A 22,871-nucleotide genomic window follows, 5' to 3' on the forward strand; every position below is an offset into this window, starting at 1 on the left:
GGCTACGGAGCGCAGCCCGCCGCGGCAGGCCGACCGTCCGCGCGTAGAGCGCGATGGCCATGCCTAATACGATGAAGATCAGCGGCATGTTGTCGGACTGGCTGAGCACCAGCCGGATGATGAACAGCACTGCGATGGCGCAGGCGATCGGCAGCGCCAGTTCCGCCTCCTTGCTCTCCGAGGTCAGATAGGTCTGACCCATCAGGTAGAAGGTGTACATGAACATGCCGAAGAAGCAGGTCAGCCCGACCAGGCCGTAATCGATGCCGGTTGTGATGAAATAGCTGTCGACGGTAATTTGCCCTCCAGGTAGATGGTAATCCAGCACGACGCCGCTCTGCCCGCTGCCATAGCCCAGGGGGTTGTGGAGCAGCTTGGGCCAGAATTTCTCGAACTGATCCTGACGGGCCATGTCGCTGAAGCCGGTCGAACCGCCGCCGAGCGTGCGGACGCGGACCGCGGGCACGACGAACATCGAGATCAGCAGCGCCGTTGCTCCGAACGGGAAGGCGAAGCTGATCGCCGGGCCGATCAGGTCCCGCGCCTTCGTGGTCCAGCGCTTCCAGCCCCACAGCAGCAGGAACACGGCATGGCTGACCAGCCACCCGATGATCCCGAGGCGCGAGTGGGTCAGGAGGATCGCGCCCCACAGCATCACGTCGAAGGCGAGCCAGAACACGATCGGGCCGAGCCGGTTCGTCGCAAAGGCGCGCCGCAGCGCGAATGGCGCCAGCACCGACAGAAACTCGGCCAGACAGAGCGACACGGTGAACACCGAGGTCGCGCGATAATGCCCGTCGCGCACCGCGCCTTCCAGGATCCGCTGCAGCGTTTCATCCTGGATGCGCAGGAAACTGGGGATATGGCCCGCCCAGAGCAACTGGCCGTTTTCAACCTCGAGCACCGCGATGATGCAATTCACCAGGCCCGCGAACAGCACGAGAATTTCCCAGCGGCGGACAGTCTTCTGATTGTCGAACAGATAGACGGCCGCGATCAGCGGAATCGCCCAGATGAAGAACTGATTGATCGAGATGTTCACCGAGCGGGATGCCGCACCGCTCATCGGAATCGTCAGCCAGTGCCAGAGAAAGTAAAGCCCAGCCATGATCCAGAACGGACGCGTGACGTCGATCCGGTCGCGCAGCTTGTGGCGGATCTCGCTCGACATCGCCAGGCACAGCAGCAGCACGCCGCCCAGGAACCAGGACCAGAGCCGCCGGAACGAGATCCAGGCGAAGCCCGGAATCTGGACCGCCACGTAATCCGGCCACAAGAACAGCGCCACGTTGAAGCCGAACAGCCCGAGGCTGATCAGCGCAACCGGTCCCCGGCTCTCGTCGGGCATTGCCCAGAGCAGCAGTGCCAGCAGCAGCAGGATCGGGAAGCTGACATACAGCAGCAGGACCGGCGGCAGCAGCACGATGCTGAGCCCGTAGAACAGGCCCATGAAAATAATGCAGACATAGAAGATCGTCTTGACGATCAGCCGCCGCAGCGGCGACGGTTCCTGCCGATAGCTGGGCAGCGCGGTCGCAGGCGTCGCCATGCTCCTTGCCCAGGCACCCAAACTCGCCACTCTCGACTCCCGATCCGACTTTCCGGGGTTACCGCAACTCTGTGAAGGCGACCAGCCTCAGGAGCTTCCGCCCGCTCCGCCGCCATAAGGCCGGTTGTCCCACAGCTTCCACCAGACCAGCTTGCCCAGACCGCCGCTCGCGCGGACCGCGGCGCCGCGCCAATCCGGCTTGCCGCGCGCGCGCAGCGCCAGCGCATGGCCGCCGTGCAGCGTCAGCTGAACCGCGCCGACGCCCATCCAGGCGGCCGCCTTCGCCCAGCCCTTTGCGCCGCCCGGCCCCAGCATCATCACGATGCGCTGCTGGCCGTGGCGATATTTGCGCTCGCGGACATAGCCGAGGCTCGACCGCTCGGGCGGGATCTGCTCCTCCACCACGGCGGCCGGGTTCCAGTGAATGGGCACGCCGCGCTCGACCAGCGACCGGACGAGCCACACATCCTCGCCGCCGGTGCCGTTCATGCGCGCCGAAAACGGGTCCGACCCGGTGAAGCAGCGCGCCTTGTCGAACAGCGAATTGCCGGTGCCGACGTGAATCCATTTGTCCGATACGTCGGCATCGGCCGGCCGTTTCAGATCGCGCGTGTAGAAATCGTCGAGCAGCGCCTGGAGCCCCGGCGCGACCTGACCCAGATAGCGCGGCACGACCATGCCGAAGCTTGCCGGCAGCCCCAGTTCGGCGTGCCGCACCAGCGCCGCGATCCAGCCGGGCCGGGCGATCTCGTCGTCGTCGATGAAGCCGAGATAGCGGCAGGCCGATTCCGCCACCGCCCGGTTGCGCGCCTGCACCACGCCCGGCCGCGGCTCGTGCACATAGCGGAGCCTCGGCTCGCCATAGCCTTCGACCGTCGCCCTTGCGCTCGCGGCCGGATCGTTGTCGACCACCAGCAGCTCGACCCCGTCCTGCAGCTGGGGCAGCAGCGAATCGAGGCATTCGGCCAGCATGTCCGGCCGGCGGAAGGTGGGGATGGCAATGCTCAGCAGCATCAGATCTCGTCCGCCTCGACCGCGGCGATGAACCGCTCGATATCCGGGCTCTGCATCATGCCGGCGGCGCGGCGGATGCGATCGTCCGGCCAGTTCCACCATCTTATGCCCAGCAGCTTCTCGACGATCTCGGGCGCAAAGCGCTGGCGCAGGTTGCGGGCCGGATTGCCGGCCGCGATCGTGTAGGGCGGCACGTCGCGAGAGACCAGCGCGCCGGCCCCGACCACCGCGCCGTCGCCGATCGTCACGCCGGACATGATTATCGCGCCCCGCCCGATCCATACGTCGTTGCCGATCACGACATCGCCGCGGCTTGCCGGCTGATCCGGATGCTCGTGCTCGCGCCACATCGCGCCGAACGGAAAGGTGGAGACCCATTCGGGGTGATGGTTGCCGCCCAGGAAGATGCTGACCTCGGCGGCGATCGAGCTGAACGCCCCGATCTTCAGCCGCGCATCGTGCGGATAGCTGAACACGCGCGGATTGCCGTAGGTGCCGCGCCCGACATCGAATTGCGGCAGGCGCTTGGCGGTATAATCGAGCGGCGGCTCCTGCCCGCGCAGCTTTGCGAGCCGGACCAGCAGCGATCGCTTCCAGCGCTTCACCGGTTCGCTCCCTTGCCCGCATGGCGGCCGAAGGCCAGCCGCCGCGCCGCCGGGTCCGCGATCCGATCCGCCACGGCTTGCGGCGGCGGCAGGTCGAGCGCGCCGGCCAGGATCGCCCGCGCCTGCGACGTGCCGGTGCGCAGCAGCGCCTGCGCCGCTTTTGCCAGCGCCCAACCGACTGCGATCGGCGTGCGCATCGGGAAATTGCGCCTCACGAACCAGATGCGGTTGCGCTGGTTGAAATAGTCGGCGAACGGGCTCGCCTGGCGGATGCCGTTGCTTGAGCCGATCGAGGTGCCGCCGCGGTGGTAGATTTCGGCGCCCGCCACCATCGCTATCGGCTGGCCGCCGCGCCGCCAGGCCCAGTCGACTTCCTCGTAGTAGAGGAAATAATCTTCGTGCATGGGCCCCACCCGATCGAGGAAGCCGCGCGGCACGACGATGTTGGCGCCCGTCACGAAATCCAGCGTCGCGCCGTCCGGGAGCGGCGTCGTGGCGGCGGGCCGGCCGGCATTCACGGACGTGCACACGCCGGTCCAGCGGCTGAAGCGGCCGCCGTCGGTCTGGATCGTCTCCGGCGCCTCGACATAGAGGCAGCGGCTGCTGAACATGCCCTGGTCCGCCGAGCCGAGCGCGGCGAGGAAGCGGCCCGGTGCCGCCGGCGGCACGATGCTGTCGGGATTGAGCACCCAGTAACCGGCCAGCCCGTCGCGGGTGCGCAGATAGTCGAGCCCGGCGTTCACGCCATAGGCATAGCCGCCGTTCACGTCCGACAGGATCAGCGTCAGCGGCGCAGAACCGGTCTCGCCGGGACGGACGGTTTCCATCGCGATCGGCTTCGGTGCCGGCGCGGCCTGGCCCGGCACGCCATCCAAGTGGGGCGCACTGCGCTTGCCCGCCGCCCATTCGACAATTGCCGTCCGCGTATCGTCGCTGGAGGCGTTGTCGACCACCGCCACGTCGAGCCGATCGGCGGCATCGCTCGCGAACAAGCTGTCGAGGCAGTCGAGGATCACGTCGGCCGAGTTGAACGCCACGATGACGACGCCCAGCCGCTTAGCCGTCACGGCGCAGCCCCCGGCCGGGCGTGATGTCGCGGTCGATCAGCACGCCCGCACCCTAACCACTCCCCTCCGCGATGCGAAGGGGAGTGCTTGCCTGGGCCTCAGGATCACTTGGTCGGAGCGTCCGGCTTCTTCGGCGGGGCGAAACCGGCCTGGTACTTCACTTCGCTCTCGGCCTTCTTCACCTTGGGCTCCAGGTCGCGCTTCAGCAGATCCTGGAACTTGCGCTGCTGGAGCAGCGAGGTCGCCAGCTGGTTGGCCTGATCGCCGGTCAGCGGCTGAACCTGCGTGTCGGTGATCTTGTTCGCGACCATCACGCGGCCGGCCGGGATCAGGAAGATGTCGTCCTTCGGCATCTTCAACACCTGCTCGACCAGTTGCGGGCTGGCGGTGGCGACGTCGAGCTTGCTGGGCGCCCGCTTATACTGAAGGCCGTCCTGCTTCAGCATCGCTTCGACCTGGTCCATCGTCGTCAGCGGCTGGTACTTCTTCAGCACCGCCGGATCGCGCGGCGCCTCGAACTGGATCTGGTCGATCGTGAAGATCTTGCGCTCCGCGAACAGGTCCGGATTCTGCGCGATGAAGGTGTCGATCTCGGTCTGGGTCGGCTGCTTGATCGCGCCGCTCATCTGGCGCTGCAGCATCTGGACCAGGATATTCTCCTCGGCGCGGCGCTCCTGGAGCAGGAACATCGGCGTCTTGTCCAGCCCGCGCTCGCGCGCGATGTCGGCGAGAATCCGGCGGTTGACCACTTGCTGGAGCGCGGCCTGCTCGATCTGCTTCTTCTGGTCGGGCGCGATGTTCGCCGGGATTTGTGCGCCCTGAAGCTCGGCGTTCAGCTCATGGACGGTGATGTCGTTGCCGTTGACGGTGGCGACGACCTGGCCCTTTTCGAGCTCCCCCTCGCCGCCTTTCTTGCCGCAGCCGGCGACGAGCAAGGCCGTCCCGACCATCAAAGCAGTAGCGATAGTCTTACGCATCATGTTCTCCTCATCGGCGCGCCTTCCCTCACGCGCCCCCTTTGCCTTGGCGAGACGCTATACTCGCGGCCGCCAATTCCGCACAATCAAAACAAGGTCGCGAAATGTATTCAGCTCGCGCTTTCCAGTTGCGGGGCGCGTTTCGCGTCATATTCGTGGATCAGTTCGACGGTGGAACGGATGTTGCCGGCGCTCGACGCGCCGAACAGGATCGATTTCACATAGTGCTCGCCCGTCACCCATTCGATCGCTTCGCGCGCGGGAATGGCGCCGGAGGCGAGCACCGACATCGCGATTACCCGTGCCGGCCGCTCGTCCAGCGCCTTGCGATAGCCGTCGATGCCGCCCGACATGCGGAAGCCGACCTTGTTAACATTGGCGCAGACGATCGGGTTGGTGACGCCGACGCTTTCGAGGGCGGGCACGAGCATCGGCAGGTTCATCGTGAAGAAGCCGGCTTCGGCATTATATTTCGCCTTCACATGCTCGGCGAAGACGCGGAACGCGTCGTGATAGCCGAGCCCCAGTACCAGGTCGGTGACGACGTTCTGCAGGAACACGATCGGCGTCGGCAGCCCCGAGAACATCTTCATCTCGGCATCGACCAGCATCGTGATCAGCGTTTCGACGTCGCGCGTGACGAGCGCTTTGCCGCCGCGCATGATCGCGCTGACGACGCCTTCGTTCGGCAGCACCTGCTTCAGCGCGTCGAAATAGCCGTGCTCCGTCACTGCATTCGCATATTTGTGGGCGTAGGGCATGCCGGGGCAGAAATAGAAACCGTCCCACTTGAGGGGGTCGGCGCGCACTGCGGCGGCGACATCGGCCATGCGGTCGTGCGTGGTGCAGGAAAAGCCGCGCACACCGGCCTTCAGCGCCGATTGCAGCACGTCCAGGATCGCGTCCAGCGGCTGGAAACGGATCAGCTGCTGGCGCGCCTTTTCCTCGGACATGTGATTGACGCCGAAGAACTGGTTGTCGCCGAAAAGGATGCGGTCCATCGCGTGAAGTCCTGTCAGTGTTGGCGGGCGGGCGCGAGAAACCCGCTGATGCGATCGATGAAAGCGGCCGGCGCGGCGCTGGGCAGCGCGTCGCCGGACGGAAGCGGGTGGGCGAGCAGTTCGCCGATCAGCTGCTTCAGCTCGGTTTCGTCCTCGGTGATCCGAAGGCCTGGCGTGTCAGCAAAGCGCCGCGCGGTGTGGAGCTGGTGGTCGGTGGTGTGCTCGCCGCGGCCGCGGTCGCGCACCATCAGCAGCATCTGCTTGCGTGCTTCCAGCGCCTGCAGGATCGATCCCATGCCGACATGCGCGACGAACAGGTCGCATTCGCGCAGGCGCTTTGCATAATCCGCATGCGGCACGATCCGGGCCCATTCGGCATGCTGCGGCTCGTATGCGCCGGCGCCGATCTGGAGGAAGACCGGGGTTTCGGGGTGTGCGGCGGCCCATTCGTCGACCGCACGGACGAAGCGGTCGAAAGGGAGCATCGAGCCCACGGATGCGAAGATCACAGCACGCTGCCCCAGCATTCGACGCCTTCGGCGGCGGCCACTTCCGGCCATTGCGAGACGGTGCGGTGGGCGAGCTTGCGCGCGAGCCGGCCCGATGACGACATGCGTTCGGAATTGGCGATGCTGTCGACCCAGAGCGTGCGCGCGCCCGTCAGCCGGCCGAGCAGGATGAAGCTCAGCATCGGCGCCGACCCGGTGGTGACGATCGCGCGCGGCCGTTCGCGGGCGACGATCTTCAGCGCGCGCCAGAAGACCGGCAGAAAACCCTTCAGGTCGAAACGGGAGGCGTCGGGCACCGTGTAATAGCGGTGTCCGTCGACCATCGGGCGATAGCTGTCGAACATCGACACGAACGCGGTGTCGAAGCCGCGGAACGATTCCCGCAGGCGGAGCAGCTGGATCCAGTGGCCGCCGCCCGATGCCGCCGCGAGCAGGCGCGGAGGCTTCGCCATCAGCGCCCCAGCCCGAAGAACCGGCCGCGGCTGCGCGCAGGCACCGTCTCCGCCGCGGCGCGTTCGCCGGCATTGGCGGCGCGGATCATCTCGATCGTGCGATCGGTCTCGGCCGCGCTCCGGAAGCTGTTCTCGACCGGGCGCCCGTCGAGAATGGAGGCGCCGAACGCTTCCAGCTGCGCCGAATATTCCTCGCCGCGCAGATAGAAGCTGACCGGCTCCGTCAGCTCGGTGATGTATTTGACCGTCCAGCCCTTGTTATAACCCTCGGGCGGGGTGCCGTTGCAGTGCAGCTGCAGCTCCTGCCGGTCCGCGTAGATCTTCCCCCTGTCGCCCCAGATCGAGACGCGCGTCGTCATCTTGCGGACGCTGTCGTCGGACCAGTTGACCGAGAGCTGGCCGGTCACGCCGCCGCCGAAACGCATCGTCGCATAAACCGCGTCGTCGACCTCGGCCGACAGCGGATTGGCGAGGATAGCGCCGGTGCAGTCGGTCGGCTGGCCGAAATACCAGTTCATCAGATTGAGCGGGTGGGCGGCGTAGTCGTAAAGGCAGCCGCCGCCTTCCTGCGCCGATGAGCGCCAGGTCTTGTTGCTCGGCTTCAGCACCACCGGGCCATAGGCCTCTGCCATGATGTGCGTGACGCGGCCGATCGCGCCGGCGTCGAGCAGGCGCTTCGCCTCGCGGAAGGTGCCGACGAAGCGGTAGTGGAAGCCGACCTGCGCGACCAGCTTCGCCGCCTCGGCGCGCGCCGCGAGTGCCTCGCTGGCGTCGCCCGACAGGGTCAGCGGCTTTTCGGCGAAGACATGCAGGCCACGGTCGAGCGCCGAAGCGATCATCCGCTCGTGCAGCCGCGTCGGCGTGGCGATGATGACGGCGGCGAGATCCGGCGTCGCGAGCACCTTTTCGAAATCGGTGTCGCAATCGAGCCCGGTATATTTCTCGACCATCTGGCCGAGAATCGCCGAGGAGTCGCACACGGCGACGACGTCGAGCTGGGGAATGGCGTTGGCGATGGAGAGGTGGGACACGCCCATCTTGCCCAGCCCCACGACCGCGGTCTTGACCTGCATAGAATCCATTCAGTCCTGCACATTGCGGCGCAGCGCTGCGCCGGCCCCTGTTTCCAATATTCGATCCGGTTTTCAGCGCGAAAGGCTGGCGCGCTCCCTGGTTTCCCGCTCCTCGCGGCTGCCGTCGCGAGCGACGCGCATCCACAGATAGGTGGGCAGCGGCTCCTCGCGGAAGCGGTAGCGGGCGGCGTCCCCGTCGGCGGCGCGTTCGAGCACGCCGGCCAGGGTCAGCTCGTTCAGATCCTTGATCATCCGCTCCGGCGCGCAATTCTCGCAGAGCGAAATCGCATCCTCCGGCGTGAACCAGCCGTCGGGCGTGCTCGCCGCGCGCGCCGCCGCATAGATCATCGAGCCGTGCTGATGGTCGAGATAGGGCTCGACCGCCGCGATCAGCCGCGGATCGATCCGCCCTGCCGCTTCGTCGACGACCTTGTCGAGCGCGCCCCACACATCGTCGAGCTCGATGCGCAGCCGCTCGGCATCGAGCGCGATCATCGAGCTGTGATGGCTGACCAGCCGGACCAGATAAGGCGAGCCGTTCGACAGCTGCTCGATCGCCTTCGCCGCTTCTTCGTCGAACTCGACGCCGGCGCTCTTCTCGCCGATCCGGATCAGGGCGCGGACCTCCTCGTTCGATAGGCGCGGCATCGGCAGGCCGATGATGTTGCGCCGGATCGAGGGGATGTAGCCGATCAGCTGCTGCAGGTTCGACGCGACGCCTGCCAGCACCAGCTGCACGCGTGCGGCGCGATCGGACAGGTTCTTGATCAGCTCGGCCACGCTCTGGCGGAACTGGTCGCTTTCGGCGCGGTCATATTCGTCGAGGACGATGATGACGCGTGTGCCCGTCACCTGCGCGAGCAGTTCGCCCAGCTGCCGTGCGTCGAAGTTGTCGGGCAGGCGGTCCGCCAAGGAGCCCTGGTTCTCGCCGACCGCGGTGGGATCGATATCGCGGAGGTAGAGCTGCGGTATGTCGCGCAGAACGGCGCGGAAGATATCCTCGAAATCCGAGAAAGCGCCGCACGAGGCGTAGACGACGTTATAGCGCGATTCGCGTGCGATATCGGCCAGGATATGGACCAGCGAGGTCTTGCCGATGCCGCGTTCGCCATAGATGACGACGTGGCTGCGCTGTTCCTCGAGAATCTCGATCAGCCGCGCGAGCACCCCCAGGCGGCCGGCGAATTTGCTGCGTTCGGTGACCGGCTGGGCCGGCGTGAAGACGTCGCGCAGCGTCAGCCGCGCCTTGGTCAGCCGCGACGATTCGCCGCGCGCGCCGGTGCGGTCGATCGCGGTCGACCGGAACATGGGGAAGTCGGAGCGGTCGACGGGACTTTCTTCGGATTCGCGCGCGGCGTCGAGCATGGCCTGCCGCGCACGGCGCCGCTCGAGCAGCTCGGCCCGGTCCGGCCGGCCTTGCGCCGCGGCCGACCGATCCTTCCGGAACCAGCCGAAAATCCTGTTCCAAAACGCCACTGTCCAACCTCGCAAAAACTCTGAACGGCGGAATTCCGCCGTTCTTAACCGCGCCTCTGGAACGGCTTGATGACGTAATAAGTATAGGCCAGCACGGCCAGGATGCCCAACGCCGCAATGGCGTGATAGGCTGCGTCGCCGTCTTCGACGCCCTTGTTGCCGAACCAGTTCGAGACCGCACAGCCGATCGCCGGGGGAAGATAGCTCAGGATCGAATCCTGCGGCTCTCCCTCGCCGACCGACCGTTGCAGGAAGACGACGATCAGTCCTGCAAAAATCGCGACCGTCACCCAATCGTAAATCGTCTGCATGCCACCACCCGTGCGAACAAGCCGCTCCGCTATCATCGAACGGCGCCGATGACAAAGCTTCCCCTGTTCGCCTTTTCGACGCACAGAGGTGCGCCAGACAAGGTTTAGATGATATAAACGGGTCGCAGCTTAGCGGAACAGTGTCGCTGAATAGCCACAGGCACCGATAATCGGCTCGTGCGTTCAGGGGGAAGATTGCGGCTGCGCCAGCCGGGGGATAGCCGAGAGATCCAAACCGATTCTCGAGGCGCAGGACGAGAGGGAAAAGGGTTTGAACAAGAATGCCTGGGCGGCGCTGCTCCTGATCGGGTGCGGAGAATCGGCGATCGCGCAAAACTCGGCGAGGCCGCCGGTCGTCGGCTCCGCCGGTCGGCCCGGAGCACCGACACGGCATGTCAACATCCGCGCCAATGTCGATGCGACCTATGACAGCAACGTGTTCGGTCTCAGCGATGCCTTCATCGAGCAGCATGGGCTGGAAAGCCGGTCGAAGGACGATTTCTCATTCACGCCGTCGTTGCAGCTCGACCTGTACCTGCCGCTCGGCCGGCAGTCGGTCTATGCCCGCGGCTCGCTCGGCTATGATTTCTACATCCATAATACCGGGCGCGACCGCGAACGAATCAACCTGGGTCTGGGCGGCACCGCACAGCTGACGTCCACCTGCTCGGTCGGGCTCGACGGCAATTATACAAGGTCGCTGTCGAACGCCGGCGACGTACTCGTGGTCGAGGAGGACCAGCTGGTCCGGCGCAACAATACCACCGAGTTCAGGTCGATCGGCGCGCAGGCGCAATGCGCCGGTGCGGTCGGCATCTCCCCCAGCATCGGCTATCGCCATGCCGAAACCAGGAACAGCCGCGAGCTGTTCCAGCTGAACGATTCGAACCAGGACACGTTCGACCTGAGCATCGGCTACCAGCGACCTGCGCTGGGGCGGATATCGGTCTACGGCACCTATTCGAAAGGGGAATATCTGAACCGCAACATCCTCGGCCTGCCATTCGACGTTCCCGGCATTCCCAATGATGGGACGACGAGCTATTCGGCAGGCGCGCGGTTCGAACGCAGCATCGGTACCCGCCTGTCCGGGTCGGCCTCGATCGGTTACAGCTGGGTCAATCCCAAGGCGATCTTCGCCCAGAAGTTCCGCGGCGCTGTCTATTCGCTGAATCTGAACGTCATTCCGACCACGCGCCTGAGCGTCGATCTGGCGGCGTCCCGGTCGGCCAATCTGTCCAACAACGCGCTGGCCTCGCTCTCCGTTAGCGAAGTCTATTCGTTGAACGCCACCTATCGGCTGAACGAGCGGGTCAGTCTGAACTTCGGCTCGGCGCTGACCAAGCAGAATTTCCGCCAGACCGTCCAGACGATCGATCAGATCACGTTCGTGTCCAAAGACAAGTTCACGCGCAGTTATGGCGGCTTCGTTTACAATCTTAATCGACGGATAAGGCTGAACGGTCTAGTCAGTCATCAAAGGCGGTCCGCGGACAACCCGTTGTTCCGCTATAGCAATACGTCGGCGACCCTGGGCATCAGCCTGGCGCTTGGCCGCTGATCGGGATGAGGTGATGATGAAGATTCTGATGCGTTTGTTCGGCTCGGCCCTTCTGTTCGTTTCGGCGGCGGCGGGCGCGCAGCAACCTGCTGCGCCGGCTGGCCTGCCGCCGGCGGCCGCCGCCCAGATCCAGGCGCAGACGCAGGCACCGCGGCCTTCCGCGGGCCAGACCCAGGCGGAGAAGGATCTCGAAGCGGGCTATGTGCTCGGCCCCGACGACATCATCGAAGTCACCGTGCTCGGCCAGCCCGAGTTCACCACGCGGGCCCGCATCAAGGCCAACGGCACGATCCAGCTGCCGTTCATCGGCGAGCAGAAGGTCGAAGGCGAGACCGCGCTGACGCTAGCCTCCAAGCTCGCCGACAAGCTTCGCGCCGGCGGCTATTATGCGAAGCCTGTCGTCAACGTCGAAATATCGAGCTTTGCCAGCCGCTATGTCACCTTGCTGGGAGCGGTGGGCCAGACCGGCCTGCAGCCCGTCGATCGCGACTACCATCTTTCCGAAGTGATCGCCCGCGCGGGCGGCATCCGGCCTGACGGCGCCGACTATGTCACGCTGACCCGCGCCAATGGCGAGCAGCATGACTATGATTTCGAGAAGCTCGCCGCCGGCGGGCCCGAGGACGACCCGCTGGTCCACCCGGGCGACAAGATCTACGTGCCCGAGGCCGACCTCTATTACATCTACGGTCAGGTGAACCAGCCGGGCCAGTTCCCGATCAAGGGCGACATGACGGTGCGCAACGTGATTGCGCGCAGCGGCGGCCTGACCCCGTCGGGTTCGATCAAGCGCATCAAGCTGTATCGCAACGGGCAGGAGCAGAAGGTCGATCTCGACATGAAGGTCCAGGCCGGCGACGTGTTCACCGTGGGCGAGCGATTCTTCTAAGGACAGCGTGGCATGAGTCTCGTTCAGTTTCTTCGCATCCTGGCGGCACGCAAGGCGATCATCTTCGCTACCCTGCTGGCCTGTTTCTTCGCGGCGACGGTTACCGTCTTCCTGCTCCCGCCGCGTTATGAAGCGCACAACCGGGTGCGCGTCGACATCACCAAGCCCGATCCGCTGACCGGCCAGATGTCGCAGCAGATGATGAATGCCTATCTCGGCACGCAGGTGAACCTGATCACCGACGTCCAGACGGCAGGGCTGGTGGTCGACGATCTCGGCTGGGCGACCGATCCGGCGAACCAGGCGGCTTTCGAAGCCGCCGGGCGACCGGGCGGCGACATCCGCGACTGGCTGGCCCAGCGCATCGTCGACAGCACCACCGCGAAGTTCGATTCGGCGAACATCATGGAGATCAGCTATCGCGGCACCGATCCGGCACAGGCCCAGGGCCTGGCACAGGCGGTCCGCGAGGCGTTCCTGAAACTCAACCGCGAGCAGCGCACCAACACCGCCCAGCGCAGCTTTGCGATGTTCCAGGAGCAGGCGCAGCGCGCGCAGGCCGCCCTTTCCACGGCCGAGCAGGAGCGCACCAAGTTCGCGAAGGAAAACGGCATCGTTTATCAGCCGGGCACGCTCGATCTGGAGACCCAGAAGCTCAATGCGCTGTCGAGCGCGTCGACGGTTCCCACGCCGGGCCAGGTCGTGGCCGCGCAGGGCAACCCCCAGGTCGCGATGCTGAAGCAGCAGATCGCGCAGGCGCAGCAGACGCTGGGCCCGAACCATCCCACCATGCAGGCGCTGAAGCGCCAGCTGGCGGCGATGGAGTCGCAAGGCTCCGGCGGCAGCACCGTGATCGGCGGCACCACCCGCGCCGACATACAGAGCGCCTATCAGGCGCAGAAGGAACGGGTGATGGCTCAGGCGGACAAGATGGACCAGCTGGGCCAGATGGACGCCGAGATCGCGGTCAAGCGCGACCAGTATCAGAAGCTTGCCGCCAAGGCCGCGGAAATGCGGTCGATCGCGCAATCCAACGACACCAACATGGAGCCGCTGGGCAACACCAACCTGCCCGATGAGCCGGTCTGGCCGAACAAGCCGTTGATCATCATCGGCTCGATTGGCTTTGGCCTGGTGCTCGGCATCCTGCTGGCGCTTTTGGTCGAGCTGTTCGCGCGGCGCGTGCGCAGCGAGGACGACCTCGAGTTCGCGAGCGGCGCGCCGGTGCTGGCCGTTGTCGGCCAGCCCCGGCCGGAAAACAGCCTGACGTCGCGCATGTTGCGACTGATCGACCGCAGGCGCGCCGGCGCCGACGGCTCACTGGCGGAGGCCTGACACAAATGAGCATGAAGACCGCTCTCCAGGAAATGGAGCAGCAGGATGCTAGCCCCGCCCCGAAGCGCGACGGCTACGAGCTGAGCACCACCGAGCCTGCACCGATCGAATCGGTCATGGTCAACGACCCGCACTCGATTGAGGCGGAGGCGATCCGCGCGCTCCGCACCCGGCTGGCTGCGCAGCATCTGCGCGAAGGCCGCCGCTCGCTCGCCATCTGCTCGGCCGCTGCCGAATCCGGCTGCACCTATATCGCCCTGAACCTGGCGGTGGCGATGGCGCAGGCGGGCGTTCGGACGGCGCTGGTCGATGCCAATCTGCGCGATCCGATGATCGCCGATCTGTGCGGCTTGCCGCTGTCGATGCCGGGGCTCTCCGAATTTCTCGCCAACGATTCGATCCCGATGGCCGAGATCGTCGACACCGAGCTGATGTCCAACCTGGCGGTGATCGGCGGCGGCGAGGCGCCCCCTAACCCACAGGAATTGCTTTCGGGTGCGCGGTTCCGGGGCATGGTCGATCAATTGCTCCGCGAATATGATCTGACGATCTTCGATACCGCGCCGGCGAAGATTTGCTCGGACGCGCTGCGCGTCGCCACGATGGCAGGCTTCAGCCTGATCGTGTCGCGCAAGCACAAGACCTATTTCGAGGATACGAAGACGCTGGCCAAACAACTGCGTGCCGACCGTTCTCTGGTCGTCGGCTCCATCCTAAACAGCTTCTAGATGAACATGGCCACTCGTCCGGTCCGGGCGCATACGCCCGCGTCGCAGATCCTGGCGCGGCACTGGCCGCTGTTCCTGGGCCTTGCCGTACTGGCGATCCCGACCCTGATCGCGGTCGCCACCGGTTCCTGGACCGGGGAGGCGGGCGTGCACGGTCCGATCGTGCTGGCGACCGGCATCTGGCTGTTCGCGCGGCGCTGGCAGGAAATGCTCAGCATCCAGCGGCCGGGCCGGACCGGAATCGTCCTCGCGGTACTGCTTCCGTCGCTGCTGCTCTACGTGTTCGGCCGCGCGTTCGACTTCCTGGTGTTCCAGGCGCTTGCCTTTCTGGGCATCTGCGTGGCGGTCTTCTACGCGTCGTTCGGCGCCGAGGCAGTGCGACGGATGTGGTTCCCGATACTCTATCTCTGCTTCGTCGTGCCGCTGCCCAACTGGGTGATCACGACACTAACCGCGCCGATGAAGGAATATGTGTCCTACACCGCGACCTGGCTGTTGTCGCATGCCGGCTATCCGATCGTGCGGGAAGGCGTGACGCTGTACGTCGCCCAGTACCAGCTGCTGGTCGAGGACGCGTGTGCGGGCCTTAACTCGCTGATCAGCCTGACTGCGATCAGCCTGTTCTACATCTACATCCTGCACAATGCCTCGTGGCGTTACGCGCTGTTCCTGATGCTGTGGATCGTGCCGGTGGCGCTGCTCGCCAACCTGGTGCGCGTGATCATTCTGGTGCTGATCACCTATCATTTCGGCAACGCCGCTGCGCAGGGCTTCCTTCATTCGACCGCCGGGCTGGTGATGTTCGCCACCGCCTTGCTGGGGATTTTCCTGGTCGACGGACTGATGAGCCCGGTGCGCCGGATGCTGACGAGGACCAGCGCATGATCAATCGACGCGACCTGCTGATCGGCGGCGCCTGCTTCGCCACCGCGGCCGCTGCCGAAGGGCTGCGCCCGCACCGGCATGTGACGCTGCTCGGCGACCGCGAGCTGGAAAAGCTGATCCCCAAATCGTTCGGCGCATGGCAGGCGCGCGAGGCGGACGGAATCGTCACGCCGCAGAGCGAGGACAGCCTGGCCGCGCGCCTGTACAACCAGTCGGTAGGCCGCATCTATGCCGGGCCCGATAACGGCCTGGTCATGCTGCTGATCGCCTATGGCAATACGCAGAGCGACACGCTGCAGCTGCATCGGCCGGAAGTGTGCTATCCCGCCTTCGGCTTCACGATCGCGGAGAGCCAGCCGGCGCGGTTCGACCTGGGCCATGGCGTGGTCGTTCCCGGGCGCAACCTGGTCGCAACCTCGCCCGGCCGCGAGGAACGGATCAGCTATTGGACACGGATTGGCGAATATCTGCCGACCAGCAATACCGAGCAGCGAAAGATGAAATTCCGCATCGCGCTGTCGGGCGTGATTCCGGACGGCGTGCTCGTGCGCATTTCCAACATGCGCGGCGACGATGCCGAAGGTTTTGGATTGAACGAGCGTTTCGCGGCCGATCTGCTGAACGCGGTGGCACCGGTCGTCAGGCCGGCGCTGATCACCACCGAAAAGGCGCATCGGATGGCGGCGGTCGCCAAAGCCTGATGGACGCCGCGGCGAGAGGGGGACGGCCGGAGCCCGGCACCGGCGGATCGAACAGGGACGCGATGCTGCAGGAAACGACGGCGAAGGTCGGGTCACCGGTCAGCCCCCGCCCCGATGCGGGCGGCGAGGGTGCGTCGCGTTCGCCCGTCCTGCTCGAGGTCGGCATCCTGCTGCTGCGCGGGCTGGAAATGATCAGCGTGGCCCTGACGGCCTGGATTTCGGCTGCGGTGGCGCTCGATTCCGTCCCGATCGGGCTGGCTCGATCGTACAGCAACGCGGCGCTGATCGCGTGCCTGTTCTACGCCGCGCTGGCGGAAGTGACTGGCTGCTACGACATCGATACCCGTTTTTCCGTGCGCACCGGCTGGGCGCGGGTGATGACCGCCTGGCTGTCGACCGGCATGTTTCTGATGACTTTGGGTTTTCTGCTCAAGGTGTCGGAGGATTTCTCGCGCGGCTGGGCGATTACCTGGTTTGCGATGGGCGGCGGTGTGCTGCTCGCGATCCGGGCTGGCGGCACCGCCTGGATGCGACGGCTGAAAAAGCGTGGCGTATTCAACCACCGCGTCGCGATCTTCGGCGCAGGATCGCAGGGCGATCGGCTCGCCAAATATATCCTCGGCAACGACAAGCTGACGATCGATCTGGTCGGTTTCTTCGACGATCGCCTGCCGGAGCGGCTGCCGGACCGCGAAGTGCTGCTGCCGCTGTACGGCAATCTCGGTGACCTGATCGCCCGGATCCGCGAAGGTTTGGTCGACCAGGTGATTGTGGCGCTGCCCTGGTCGGCGGAGAAAAGGCTGCAGGAAGTGGTAGCGGAGCTGGCGATCACGCCGGTACGCATCCGTCTCGCACCCGATCTGGCGACCTTCGCCTTCTCGCAGCGTCCGGTGGTGCTGCTTGGCGACCTGCCGGTGATGACGCTGTTCGAGCGACCGATCTCCGGCTTTGACCAGATCATCAAGCGGATCGAGGATATCGCCGTCGGCACGCTGGCGACGGTCCTGTTCTCGCCACTGTTCCTGCTCGTCGCGATTGCGATCAAGCTCGACAGTCCTGGTCCCGTCTTCTTCCGGCAGGAGCGGGAAGGCTTCAACAACCGCCGGTTCCGAATTTGGAAGTTCCGCTCGATGCGCAGCGAGCGGTGCGAGCCGGACGGCATCACGCAGGCGCGCAAGGACGACGATCGCATCACGCGCGTCGGCCGCATCCTGCGCCGCACCAGCATCGACGAGCTGCCGCAGCTGTTCAACGTGCTGGCAGGGGAGATGTCGCTGGTCGGCCCACGTCCGCATGCGCCGTCGACCAAGGCGGGCGATCGCCTCTTCTCGGACGTCGTCTCGCACTATGCAGCCCGGCACAAGGTCAAGCCGGGCATGACCGGTTGGGCGCAGGTCCATGGCTGGCGCGGCGAGACCGACACCGAGGAAAAGCTGCTCAAGCGGCTGGAGCACGACCTCTATTACATCGAGAACTGGTCGGTGCTGCTCGATCTGTACGTCCTCGGCCGCACCGCGATCACGCTGATTTTTCAGAAATCGGCCTACTGACGCGACCGAATTCACCGTACCGACTCCGCGATCCGCAACTCGTCGCGCTAAGTAAGCACCTTGTCGATACGCCTCTAACCCTCATCAACACTTGTCTCTATCCGGGACAGCGAACGTCGTGCGGGGCGGCGTAGAACAAAATCGAAAGCATCGGCCAAATCTGTAGTGGACCCGCGGGTGTTCTGCCGACTCCGTTTGGCCTTTCGATCAGGGATGTCTTTTAGGGGATAACAGAGCGGGTGTCGTTGCGCTGAACAGCGCAGGGCAATTCTTTCAATCAACCAAAGCGGGACCGGACCGGTCCGACGCGGCTGGGGGCTGGCCGCGAACGGCGGTCCGCGTCTTCCGGGGATCAGCATGACCATTATCAATGTTTCGAATTCGGCCCAGCTCCAGTCGGCACTCGACCGCGCGGCGGGGGGAGACACCATCGTCCTTGCCGGCGGCAACTACGGCACGACCAATATCGCCAACAAGCATTTCAGCGCCGGCGTCACGATCAAGTCGGCATCGCTTAGCAACCGCGCCCATTTCGACTATCTGGGCATCAGCCGGTCGAGCAATCTCAACTTTGAAGGTCTGGACGTCGGCCATGCACGCCGACACGGGGAAAACGAAAGCACGCACTATTCGCGGGTGACGGATTCCGACCACATCAGGATGGTCGGCATGTCCTTTCACGGGTCGCTCGACAACAATCCGGCCAATGACGGCATCGGCCTGAACGTCACCAACAGCGATCATTTCCAGCTGATGGGCTCGACCTTCCGCGACCTTTACCGCGGTGCCTTTTTCCAGCGGGACGAGGATCTGACCGTCGCATCGAACAGCTTTCAGTCGATCCGCACCGACGGCGTCAATTTCGGCACGGTGAACGGTGTCGTCATCGACAAGAACAGCTTCACCGACTTTCACCCGGCAAGGGGCGACCATGCCGACGCGATCCAGTTCTGGCTGACGGGCCAGCCGCACGGATCGTCCGATATCGTGATCACGAACAACACGATCATGCAGGGCTCGGGCGTCGGCGTGCAGGGCATCTTCATCTCCGATCCCAAGCAGTTCGACTACAAGAACGTGCGCATCGAGAACAATCTGATCTACGGCAACGACCAGTATCACGGCATCTTCCTGAACGGCGTCCACGGCGCGCAGGTGATCGGCAACACGCTGCTGTCGCGGTCCAACGACCACAAGATGATGTGGATCGACCTGCACAACGGCAGCAATTTCGTCGTGAAGGACAATCTGGCCGACACGATCGTCGTCAAGCCGGGCGCAACCGGCGTGTCGATGAGCCATAATGCCAGCCTGGACGATGCGGCGTGGATCCGGTCGCTGATCCCCAATCTCAACGCGCCCAGGACGGTGCACGACCTGATCATCGACGACTATGGCTATCAGGTGCCGGGCGCGACCCATTCCGGAATCGCGCCGGTGGCGTCGGTGCTGGGCGAGAGCATCAGCAATGCGATCGATCCGCACGGGGCGACCAGCAGCACGATTTCGAAGGTCGCGGTAGCGGAGCCGGCGCCGGTAATGCCGAGCATGGCCGAGATATTCCCGGTCGCTGCCCACCACCCGGCAGCAATCGGCGGCTACGGCATGCCCATCCAGCCGCTCTTCCGCGTACAAATCGACCATTTCGTCGCGCTGCCCTGATCCTCAGGTCATCAGGCGCTTCAGCGTCTCGAGCCGGTCGGCTTCGGCGGCCGGCTTGTCAGTGCGGATGCGGGCGATGCGCGGAAAGCGCATCGCCACGCCGGACTTGTGCCGGCCGGACGCGTGGATCGAATCGAACGCGACTTCGAAGACCAGACTCTTTTCGACCTCGCGCACGGGCCCGAAGCGCTGGACCGTGTGGTTGCGCACCCAGCGGTCGAGCCATTTCAGCTCCTCGTCGGTAATCCCCGAATAGGCCTTGCCGACGGGAAGCAGCTGGTCGTCATCGGTCCAGCAACCGAAGGTGAAATCGGAATAATAGGATGAGCGCCGGCCATTGCCGCGCTGCGCGTACATGACGACGCAATCGGCAGTGAGCGGGTCGCGCTTCCATTTGTACCAGAGGCCGACGCGCCGCCCGGCGACATAGGCGCTGTCGCGGCGCTTCAGCATCACCCCTTCGATCGTGGCGTCGCGCGCGCCGGCGCGGATCGCTTCCAGCTGAGTGAAGTCGTCGGCCTCGATCAGCGCCGAGACGTCGAAGCGGTCCGGGTCGAGGCCATTCGCGAACGCTTCGAGCCTCTTGCGTCGTCGCTCCCAAGGCAGCTCGCGCAGATCCTCGGCCCCTGCGAACAGGATGTCGTACAACCGGACGAAGGCGGGATATTCGGACAGCATCTTCGCCGTCACGGTCTTGCGATTGAGCCGCTGCTGAAGCGCGTTGAAGCTGGCGGCGGACCCGCCATGTTCGTCCGCGCCCTGCGCCTCGCCTTTCACCATCAGCTCGCCATCGAGCACGCCCGGCGTGCGGAAGCTTTCCGCGATTTCCGGAAAGCCGCGGGTGATGTCGTCGCCGGCGCGGCTGTAGAGCCGCGTCTCGCCGCCGGCATGAACGAGCTGGACGCGAATGCCGTCCCATTTCCACTCGGCCGCGAACTCGGCCATGTCGACGCGCAGGTCTTCGAGTGCGTGCGCGAGCATAAAGGGTCGGAACACCGGCAGTTCGGATGCGACCGGCTGCTCGCCACGCCCCTCCGCCCAGGCGAACAGCGTCGGATAGGGCGGATGGATGCCGTGCCAGACTTCCTCGACCGCCGCGAGATCGAGGTCGAACGTCTGCGCGAACGCGGTCTTGGCGAGCCGCGCGGTGACGCCGATCCGAAGCGCGCCAGTCGCCATCTTCAGCAGCGCGAAGCGTTCCTCCGGCTCCATTCGGTCGAGATGCGCGGCGAGCACCGCCGGCGCCTCGGAGCGCGACAGGCTCCGGAATCGCTCGACCACGGCGCCCAGCGACAGGTCGAGCGGCGTCTCGGGCACATGGTCCGGGCGCGGCCAGATCAGCGATACGGTCTCGGCCGTGTCGCCGACATAGTCGCGGCTTAGATAGAATAGCACCGGATCGACGCGCTCCTCGACCAGCGCGCGGATCAGGGCCGGCTTGACCGCGGGAAGATCGAGATCGCCGGTCAGCGCCGCCAGCGCCCAGCCGCGGTCCGGATCGGGCGTGCTTTTGAGATAGTCGCCGATCAGCTTCAGCTTCGCGTTGCGCGAGCGGGTGTAGACCAGCCGCTCCAGCAAGGTCGCGAAGGCGCGCATCAGCGCTCCAACAGCTCCAGCACCTGCGGCAGCAGCGCCGGATCGCCCACAGCCACCACGCGCCCGTCGCTGCCTTTGTGCAGGCTCTGGCCGTGCCAATCGGTCATCCGTCCGCCCGCACCTTCCACGACCGGCAGCAGCGCGGCCCAGTCGTGAAGCTTCAGCCCTTCCTCGACCACCAGGTCGCCGTGACCGGAGGCGAGCAGCGCGTAATTATAGCAATCGCCGCCCAGCAGCGTGTCGCCGGCCGCGCTCCGCAGCGCCTCGAACCCGCCGCAGAACCAGGGCGCGGTCGTGGCGAACAGCGCTCGCGACAGCTCGGGACAGGCGCGCGTGCCCGCAGGCTTTCCGTTGAAGCGTGTGGGCCGCCCCGCGGCACCGATCCAGCGTTCGCTCGAAATTGGCTGATCGATCACGCCCAGCACGGGATGCCCTTCGATCATCAGCGCGATCAGCGTTCCGAAGATCGGCCGCCCGCCGATAAAGGCGCGGGTGCCATCGATCGGGTCGAGCACCCAGACGCGTTCGGCGTCCGCACGCGCAGCACCATATTCCTCGCCGATGATGCCGTCGCCGGCCCGATGCTCCTCGATCAGAGCACGGATCGCCTCCTCGGCCTCGCGATCGGCCTGCGTGACCGGCGAGGCGTCGGCCTTCGCTTCCTGCACGAACCGCGCGCGGAAATAGGGCCGGATCACCGCGCCCGCGGCATCGGCGAGGGCGTGCGCAAGGGCAATATCGTCGTCGAGATTCATCCGGCCCTGCCTAAGTCGGGAAGCATGCGGCTGGAAACACGATTTCGTCAGCGAAGGTTCAACCAATCCGCAGCAAAGAGGCGTGCCTATGGACAGGCGGACCTTTATCGCAGGCTGCGGAGCGGCGGCAGCGCTCGGCTTTGCCGGAGAGGCGCTTGCGTTCAGCTCGAGCCGCCTGTCGGTTGAGGTGCGCGGCGACGGGCCCGACGTGATCCTGATCCCGGGCCTCACCAGCGGCCGCGCGGTTTGGGACGGAACCGTGCGCGCGCTGCCCGGCTATCGCTATCACCTGATTCAGGTGGCCGGCTTCGCGGGCGATCCGGCGCGGGGCAATGCGAGCGGGCCGATCGTGTCCGGCGTGGCGAACGAGATCGCGCGCTACATCGTCGAGGCCGGGCTGACGCGTCCGGCGCTGATCGGGCATTCGATGGGCGGCATCGTCGCGATGATGATCGCCGCGCGCTATCCGTCTCGTGTCGGCAAGGTGATGGCGGTCGATATCCTGCCGTCGCCGGCAAGCGGCTTCGGCTTTGCGGGCGTGCAGGTCGCGCCTTTGGCCGATGCGTTGTTCAACGGACTGATGAGCTCGCCTCAGGGTCGCGGCGTGCTCGATGCGCTGATCGGCGGCTTCGGCGGATCGGACGTGGCGAACAGCCGCAGCGACTCCGCCGTGGTCGCCCGCGCGACGCACGAGCTGGCGGTGATGGACCTGACGCCCGAGCTGCCGAAGATCACCGCGCCGCTGGCCGTGGTCTACGCGGTGCCAGATATTCCGGCGGACGCCGCCGCGGTCGATCGCCTTTACCGTGGCGGCTACGCGCGTGCGCACGGCGCCAGGCTGCAACGCGTCGCGGGAAGCGGCCATATGATCATGTACGACCAGCCGCAGCGATTTTACGCCGAGGTCCGGGCTTTTCTTGACGATCGGCCCTGAGCGGCGACGCTCGTCGCGAGCGCCGCGTGCCGATGAAGCATCCGCAATTGCCAGACAACGACGAACAAAATGGCCGCTTCGACGGCGCCGGTCGCGACGACCGCGGGCACGCCCGAACCATCGGCGCTGGGGAGCAGGAGCCACGCGCGGTACAGGCTGGCCGCGATCGAGGTCGTCAGCGCGGCGAATGCGGCGGCGGAGAGCGGCAGCACCCGCGCGGTGCGATCCGAAGCTCCGATGC

General features: G+C 65.6%; 23 protein-coding genes. 9 read left to right on the forward strand and 14 right to left on the reverse strand.

Annotation, left to right across the window (positions count from 1 at the left end; genetic code table 11):
* The 11 genes from VFT73_RS04250 to VFT73_RS04300 all read right to left on the reverse strand — a co-directional run.
* Positions 1 to 1,549, reverse strand: a 1,549-nt coding sequence (locus VFT73_RS04250; protein WP_326408914.1) for an O-antigen ligase family protein, incomplete at its 3' end; no start/stop codon positions are given.
* Positions 1,550 to 1,636: 87 nt separating this feature from the next.
* Positions 1,637 to 2,563: a glycosyltransferase family 2 protein gene (locus VFT73_RS04255; protein WP_326408915.1), complete on the reverse strand. Its 927-nt coding sequence runs from the start codon at positions 2,561 to 2,563 to the stop codon at positions 1,637 to 1,639.
* Complete coding sequence (locus VFT73_RS04260) at positions 2,563 to 3,168, reverse strand: CatB-related O-acetyltransferase (RefSeq protein ID WP_326408917.1); 606 nt, start codon at positions 3,166 to 3,168, stop codon at positions 2,563 to 2,565. Before VFT73_RS04260 ends, VFT73_RS04255 begins: the two co-directional genes overlap by 1 nt.
* Entirely contained in the window at positions 3,165 to 4,235 is a 1,071-nt protein-coding gene (locus VFT73_RS04265; protein ID WP_326408918.1) for a glycosyltransferase family 2 protein, read from the reverse strand. Before VFT73_RS04265 ends, VFT73_RS04260 begins: the two co-directional genes overlap by 4 nt.
* A 104-nt stretch (positions 4,236 to 4,339) precedes the next feature.
* Positions 4,340 to 5,212, reverse strand: a complete 873-nt coding sequence (locus VFT73_RS04270; protein ID WP_326408920.1) for a SurA N-terminal domain-containing protein — start codon at positions 5,210 to 5,212, stop codon at positions 4,340 to 4,342.
* Positions 5,213 to 5,322: 110 nt separating this feature from the next.
* Positions 5,323 to 6,213 (reverse strand): hypothetical protein, encoded by an 891-nt coding sequence (locus tag VFT73_RS04275; RefSeq protein ID WP_326408922.1) that lies wholly within the window; start codon positions 6,211 to 6,213, stop codon positions 5,323 to 5,325.
* Positions 6,214 to 6,227: 14 nt separating this feature from the next.
* Positions 6,228 to 6,722, reverse strand: coding sequence for a glycosyltransferase (locus VFT73_RS04280; protein ID WP_326408923.1), 495 nt, complete (start codon positions 6,720 to 6,722; stop codon positions 6,228 to 6,230).
* Positions 6,719 to 7,174 (reverse strand): UDP-N-acetylglucosamine--LPS N-acetylglucosamine transferase, encoded by a 456-nt coding sequence (locus VFT73_RS04285; protein ID WP_326408924.1) that lies wholly within the window; start codon positions 7,172 to 7,174, stop codon positions 6,719 to 6,721. Before VFT73_RS04285 ends, VFT73_RS04280 begins: the two co-directional genes overlap by 4 nt.
* On the reverse strand, positions 7,174 to 8,256 hold the full coding sequence (locus tag VFT73_RS04290; RefSeq protein ID WP_326408925.1) for a Gfo/Idh/MocA family oxidoreductase: 1,083 nt from the start codon (positions 8,254 to 8,256) through the stop codon (positions 7,174 to 7,176). Before VFT73_RS04290 ends, VFT73_RS04285 begins: the two co-directional genes overlap by 1 nt.
* A 63-nt stretch (positions 8,257 to 8,319) precedes the next feature.
* Positions 8,320 to 9,723, reverse strand: a complete 1,404-nt coding sequence (locus VFT73_RS04295; RefSeq protein ID WP_326408926.1) for an ATP-binding protein — start codon at positions 9,721 to 9,723, stop codon at positions 8,320 to 8,322.
* Between the two features lie 44 nt (positions 9,724 to 9,767).
* On the reverse strand, positions 9,768 to 10,034 hold the full coding sequence (locus tag VFT73_RS04300) for an XrtV sorting system accessory protein (protein ID WP_326408928.1): 267 nt from the start codon (positions 10,032 to 10,034) through the stop codon (positions 9,768 to 9,770).
* Positions 10,035 to 10,305: 271 nt separating this feature from the next.
* Between VFT73_RS04300 and VFT73_RS04305 the strand changes: the two genes are divergently transcribed.
* The 8 genes from VFT73_RS04305 to VFT73_RS04340 all read left to right on the forward strand — a co-directional run bounded on the left by VFT73_RS04305 (position 10,306) and on the right by VFT73_RS04340 (position 19,345).
* Positions 10,306 to 11,595, forward strand: coding sequence for an outer membrane beta-barrel protein (locus VFT73_RS04305; RefSeq protein WP_326408930.1), 1,290 nt, complete (start codon positions 10,306 to 10,308; stop codon positions 11,593 to 11,595).
* A gap of 13 nt (positions 11,596 to 11,608) precedes the next feature.
* Positions 11,609 to 12,484, forward strand: a complete 876-nt coding sequence (locus tag VFT73_RS04310) for a polysaccharide biosynthesis/export family protein (RefSeq protein WP_326408931.1) — start codon at positions 11,609 to 11,611, stop codon at positions 12,482 to 12,484.
* A gap of 12 nt (positions 12,485 to 12,496) precedes the next feature.
* Entirely contained in the window at positions 12,497 to 13,819 is a 1,323-nt protein-coding gene (locus tag VFT73_RS04315) for a GumC family protein (RefSeq protein ID WP_326408932.1), read from the forward strand.
* An 11-nt stretch (positions 13,820 to 13,830) separates the two neighbouring features.
* Positions 13,831 to 14,547 carry a CpsD/CapB family tyrosine-protein kinase gene (locus VFT73_RS04320; RefSeq protein ID WP_326408933.1) on the forward strand — a complete coding sequence of 239 codons (717 nt, stop codon included), beginning with the start codon at positions 13,831 to 13,833 and terminating at the stop codon, positions 14,545 to 14,547.
* Positions 14,548 to 15,432 (forward strand): exosortase V, encoded by an 885-nt coding sequence (gene xrtV / locus VFT73_RS04325; RefSeq protein WP_326408934.1) that lies wholly within the window; start codon positions 14,548 to 14,550, stop codon positions 15,430 to 15,432.
* On the forward strand, positions 15,429 to 16,133 hold the full coding sequence (gene epsI / locus VFT73_RS04330; protein ID WP_326408935.1) for an exosortase-associated protein EpsI, V-type: 705 nt from the start codon (positions 15,429 to 15,431) through the stop codon (positions 16,131 to 16,133). The genes xrtV and epsI overlap by 4 nt, the downstream gene beginning before the upstream one ends.
* Positions 16,133 to 17,683: an undecaprenyl-phosphate glucose phosphotransferase gene (locus VFT73_RS04335; RefSeq protein ID WP_326408936.1), complete on the forward strand. Its 1,551-nt coding sequence runs from the start codon at positions 16,133 to 16,135 to the stop codon at positions 17,681 to 17,683. The genes epsI and VFT73_RS04335 overlap by 1 nt, the downstream gene beginning before the upstream one ends.
* 357 nt (positions 17,684 to 18,040) lie before the next feature.
* Positions 18,041 to 19,345 carry a right-handed parallel beta-helix repeat-containing protein gene (locus VFT73_RS04340; RefSeq protein ID WP_326408937.1) on the forward strand — a complete coding sequence of 435 codons (1,305 nt, stop codon included), beginning with the start codon at positions 18,041 to 18,043 and terminating at the stop codon, positions 19,343 to 19,345.
* A 3-nt stretch (positions 19,346 to 19,348) separates the two neighbouring features.
* On the opposite strand, the gene VFT73_RS04345 is transcribed toward VFT73_RS04340, so the two are convergent.
* Entirely contained in the window at positions 19,349 to 20,941 is a 1,593-nt protein-coding gene (locus tag VFT73_RS04345) for a cisplatin damage response ATP-dependent DNA ligase (RefSeq protein WP_326408938.1), read from the reverse strand.
* Positions 20,941 to 21,696 carry a histidinol-phosphatase gene (gene hisN, locus VFT73_RS04350; RefSeq protein WP_326408939.1) on the reverse strand — a complete coding sequence of 252 codons (756 nt, stop codon included), beginning with the start codon at positions 21,694 to 21,696 and terminating at the stop codon, positions 20,941 to 20,943. The genes VFT73_RS04345 and hisN overlap by 1 nt, the downstream gene beginning before the upstream one ends.
* An 88-nt stretch (positions 21,697 to 21,784) precedes the next feature.
* Here hisN and VFT73_RS04355 point away from each other — a divergent pair, with 88 nt between their 5' ends.
* The gene (locus VFT73_RS04355; RefSeq protein WP_326408940.1) at positions 21,785 to 22,630 is read left to right on the forward strand and encodes an alpha/beta hydrolase; all 846 of its coding nucleotides are present in this window, start codon (positions 21,785 to 21,787) and stop codon (positions 22,628 to 22,630) included.
* On the opposite strand, the gene VFT73_RS04360 is transcribed toward VFT73_RS04355, so the two are convergent.
* Positions 22,591 to 22,871 (reverse strand): hypothetical protein (locus VFT73_RS04360; protein WP_326408941.1); only part of this gene is annotated, 281 nt, incomplete at its 5' end. The genes VFT73_RS04355 and VFT73_RS04360 overlap by 40 nt on opposite strands.

The organism is Sphingomonas sp., assembly GCF_035758555.1.
In the GTDB taxonomy this organism is placed as follows: domain Bacteria; phylum Pseudomonadota; class Alphaproteobacteria; order Sphingomonadales; family Sphingomonadaceae; genus Sphingomonas_B.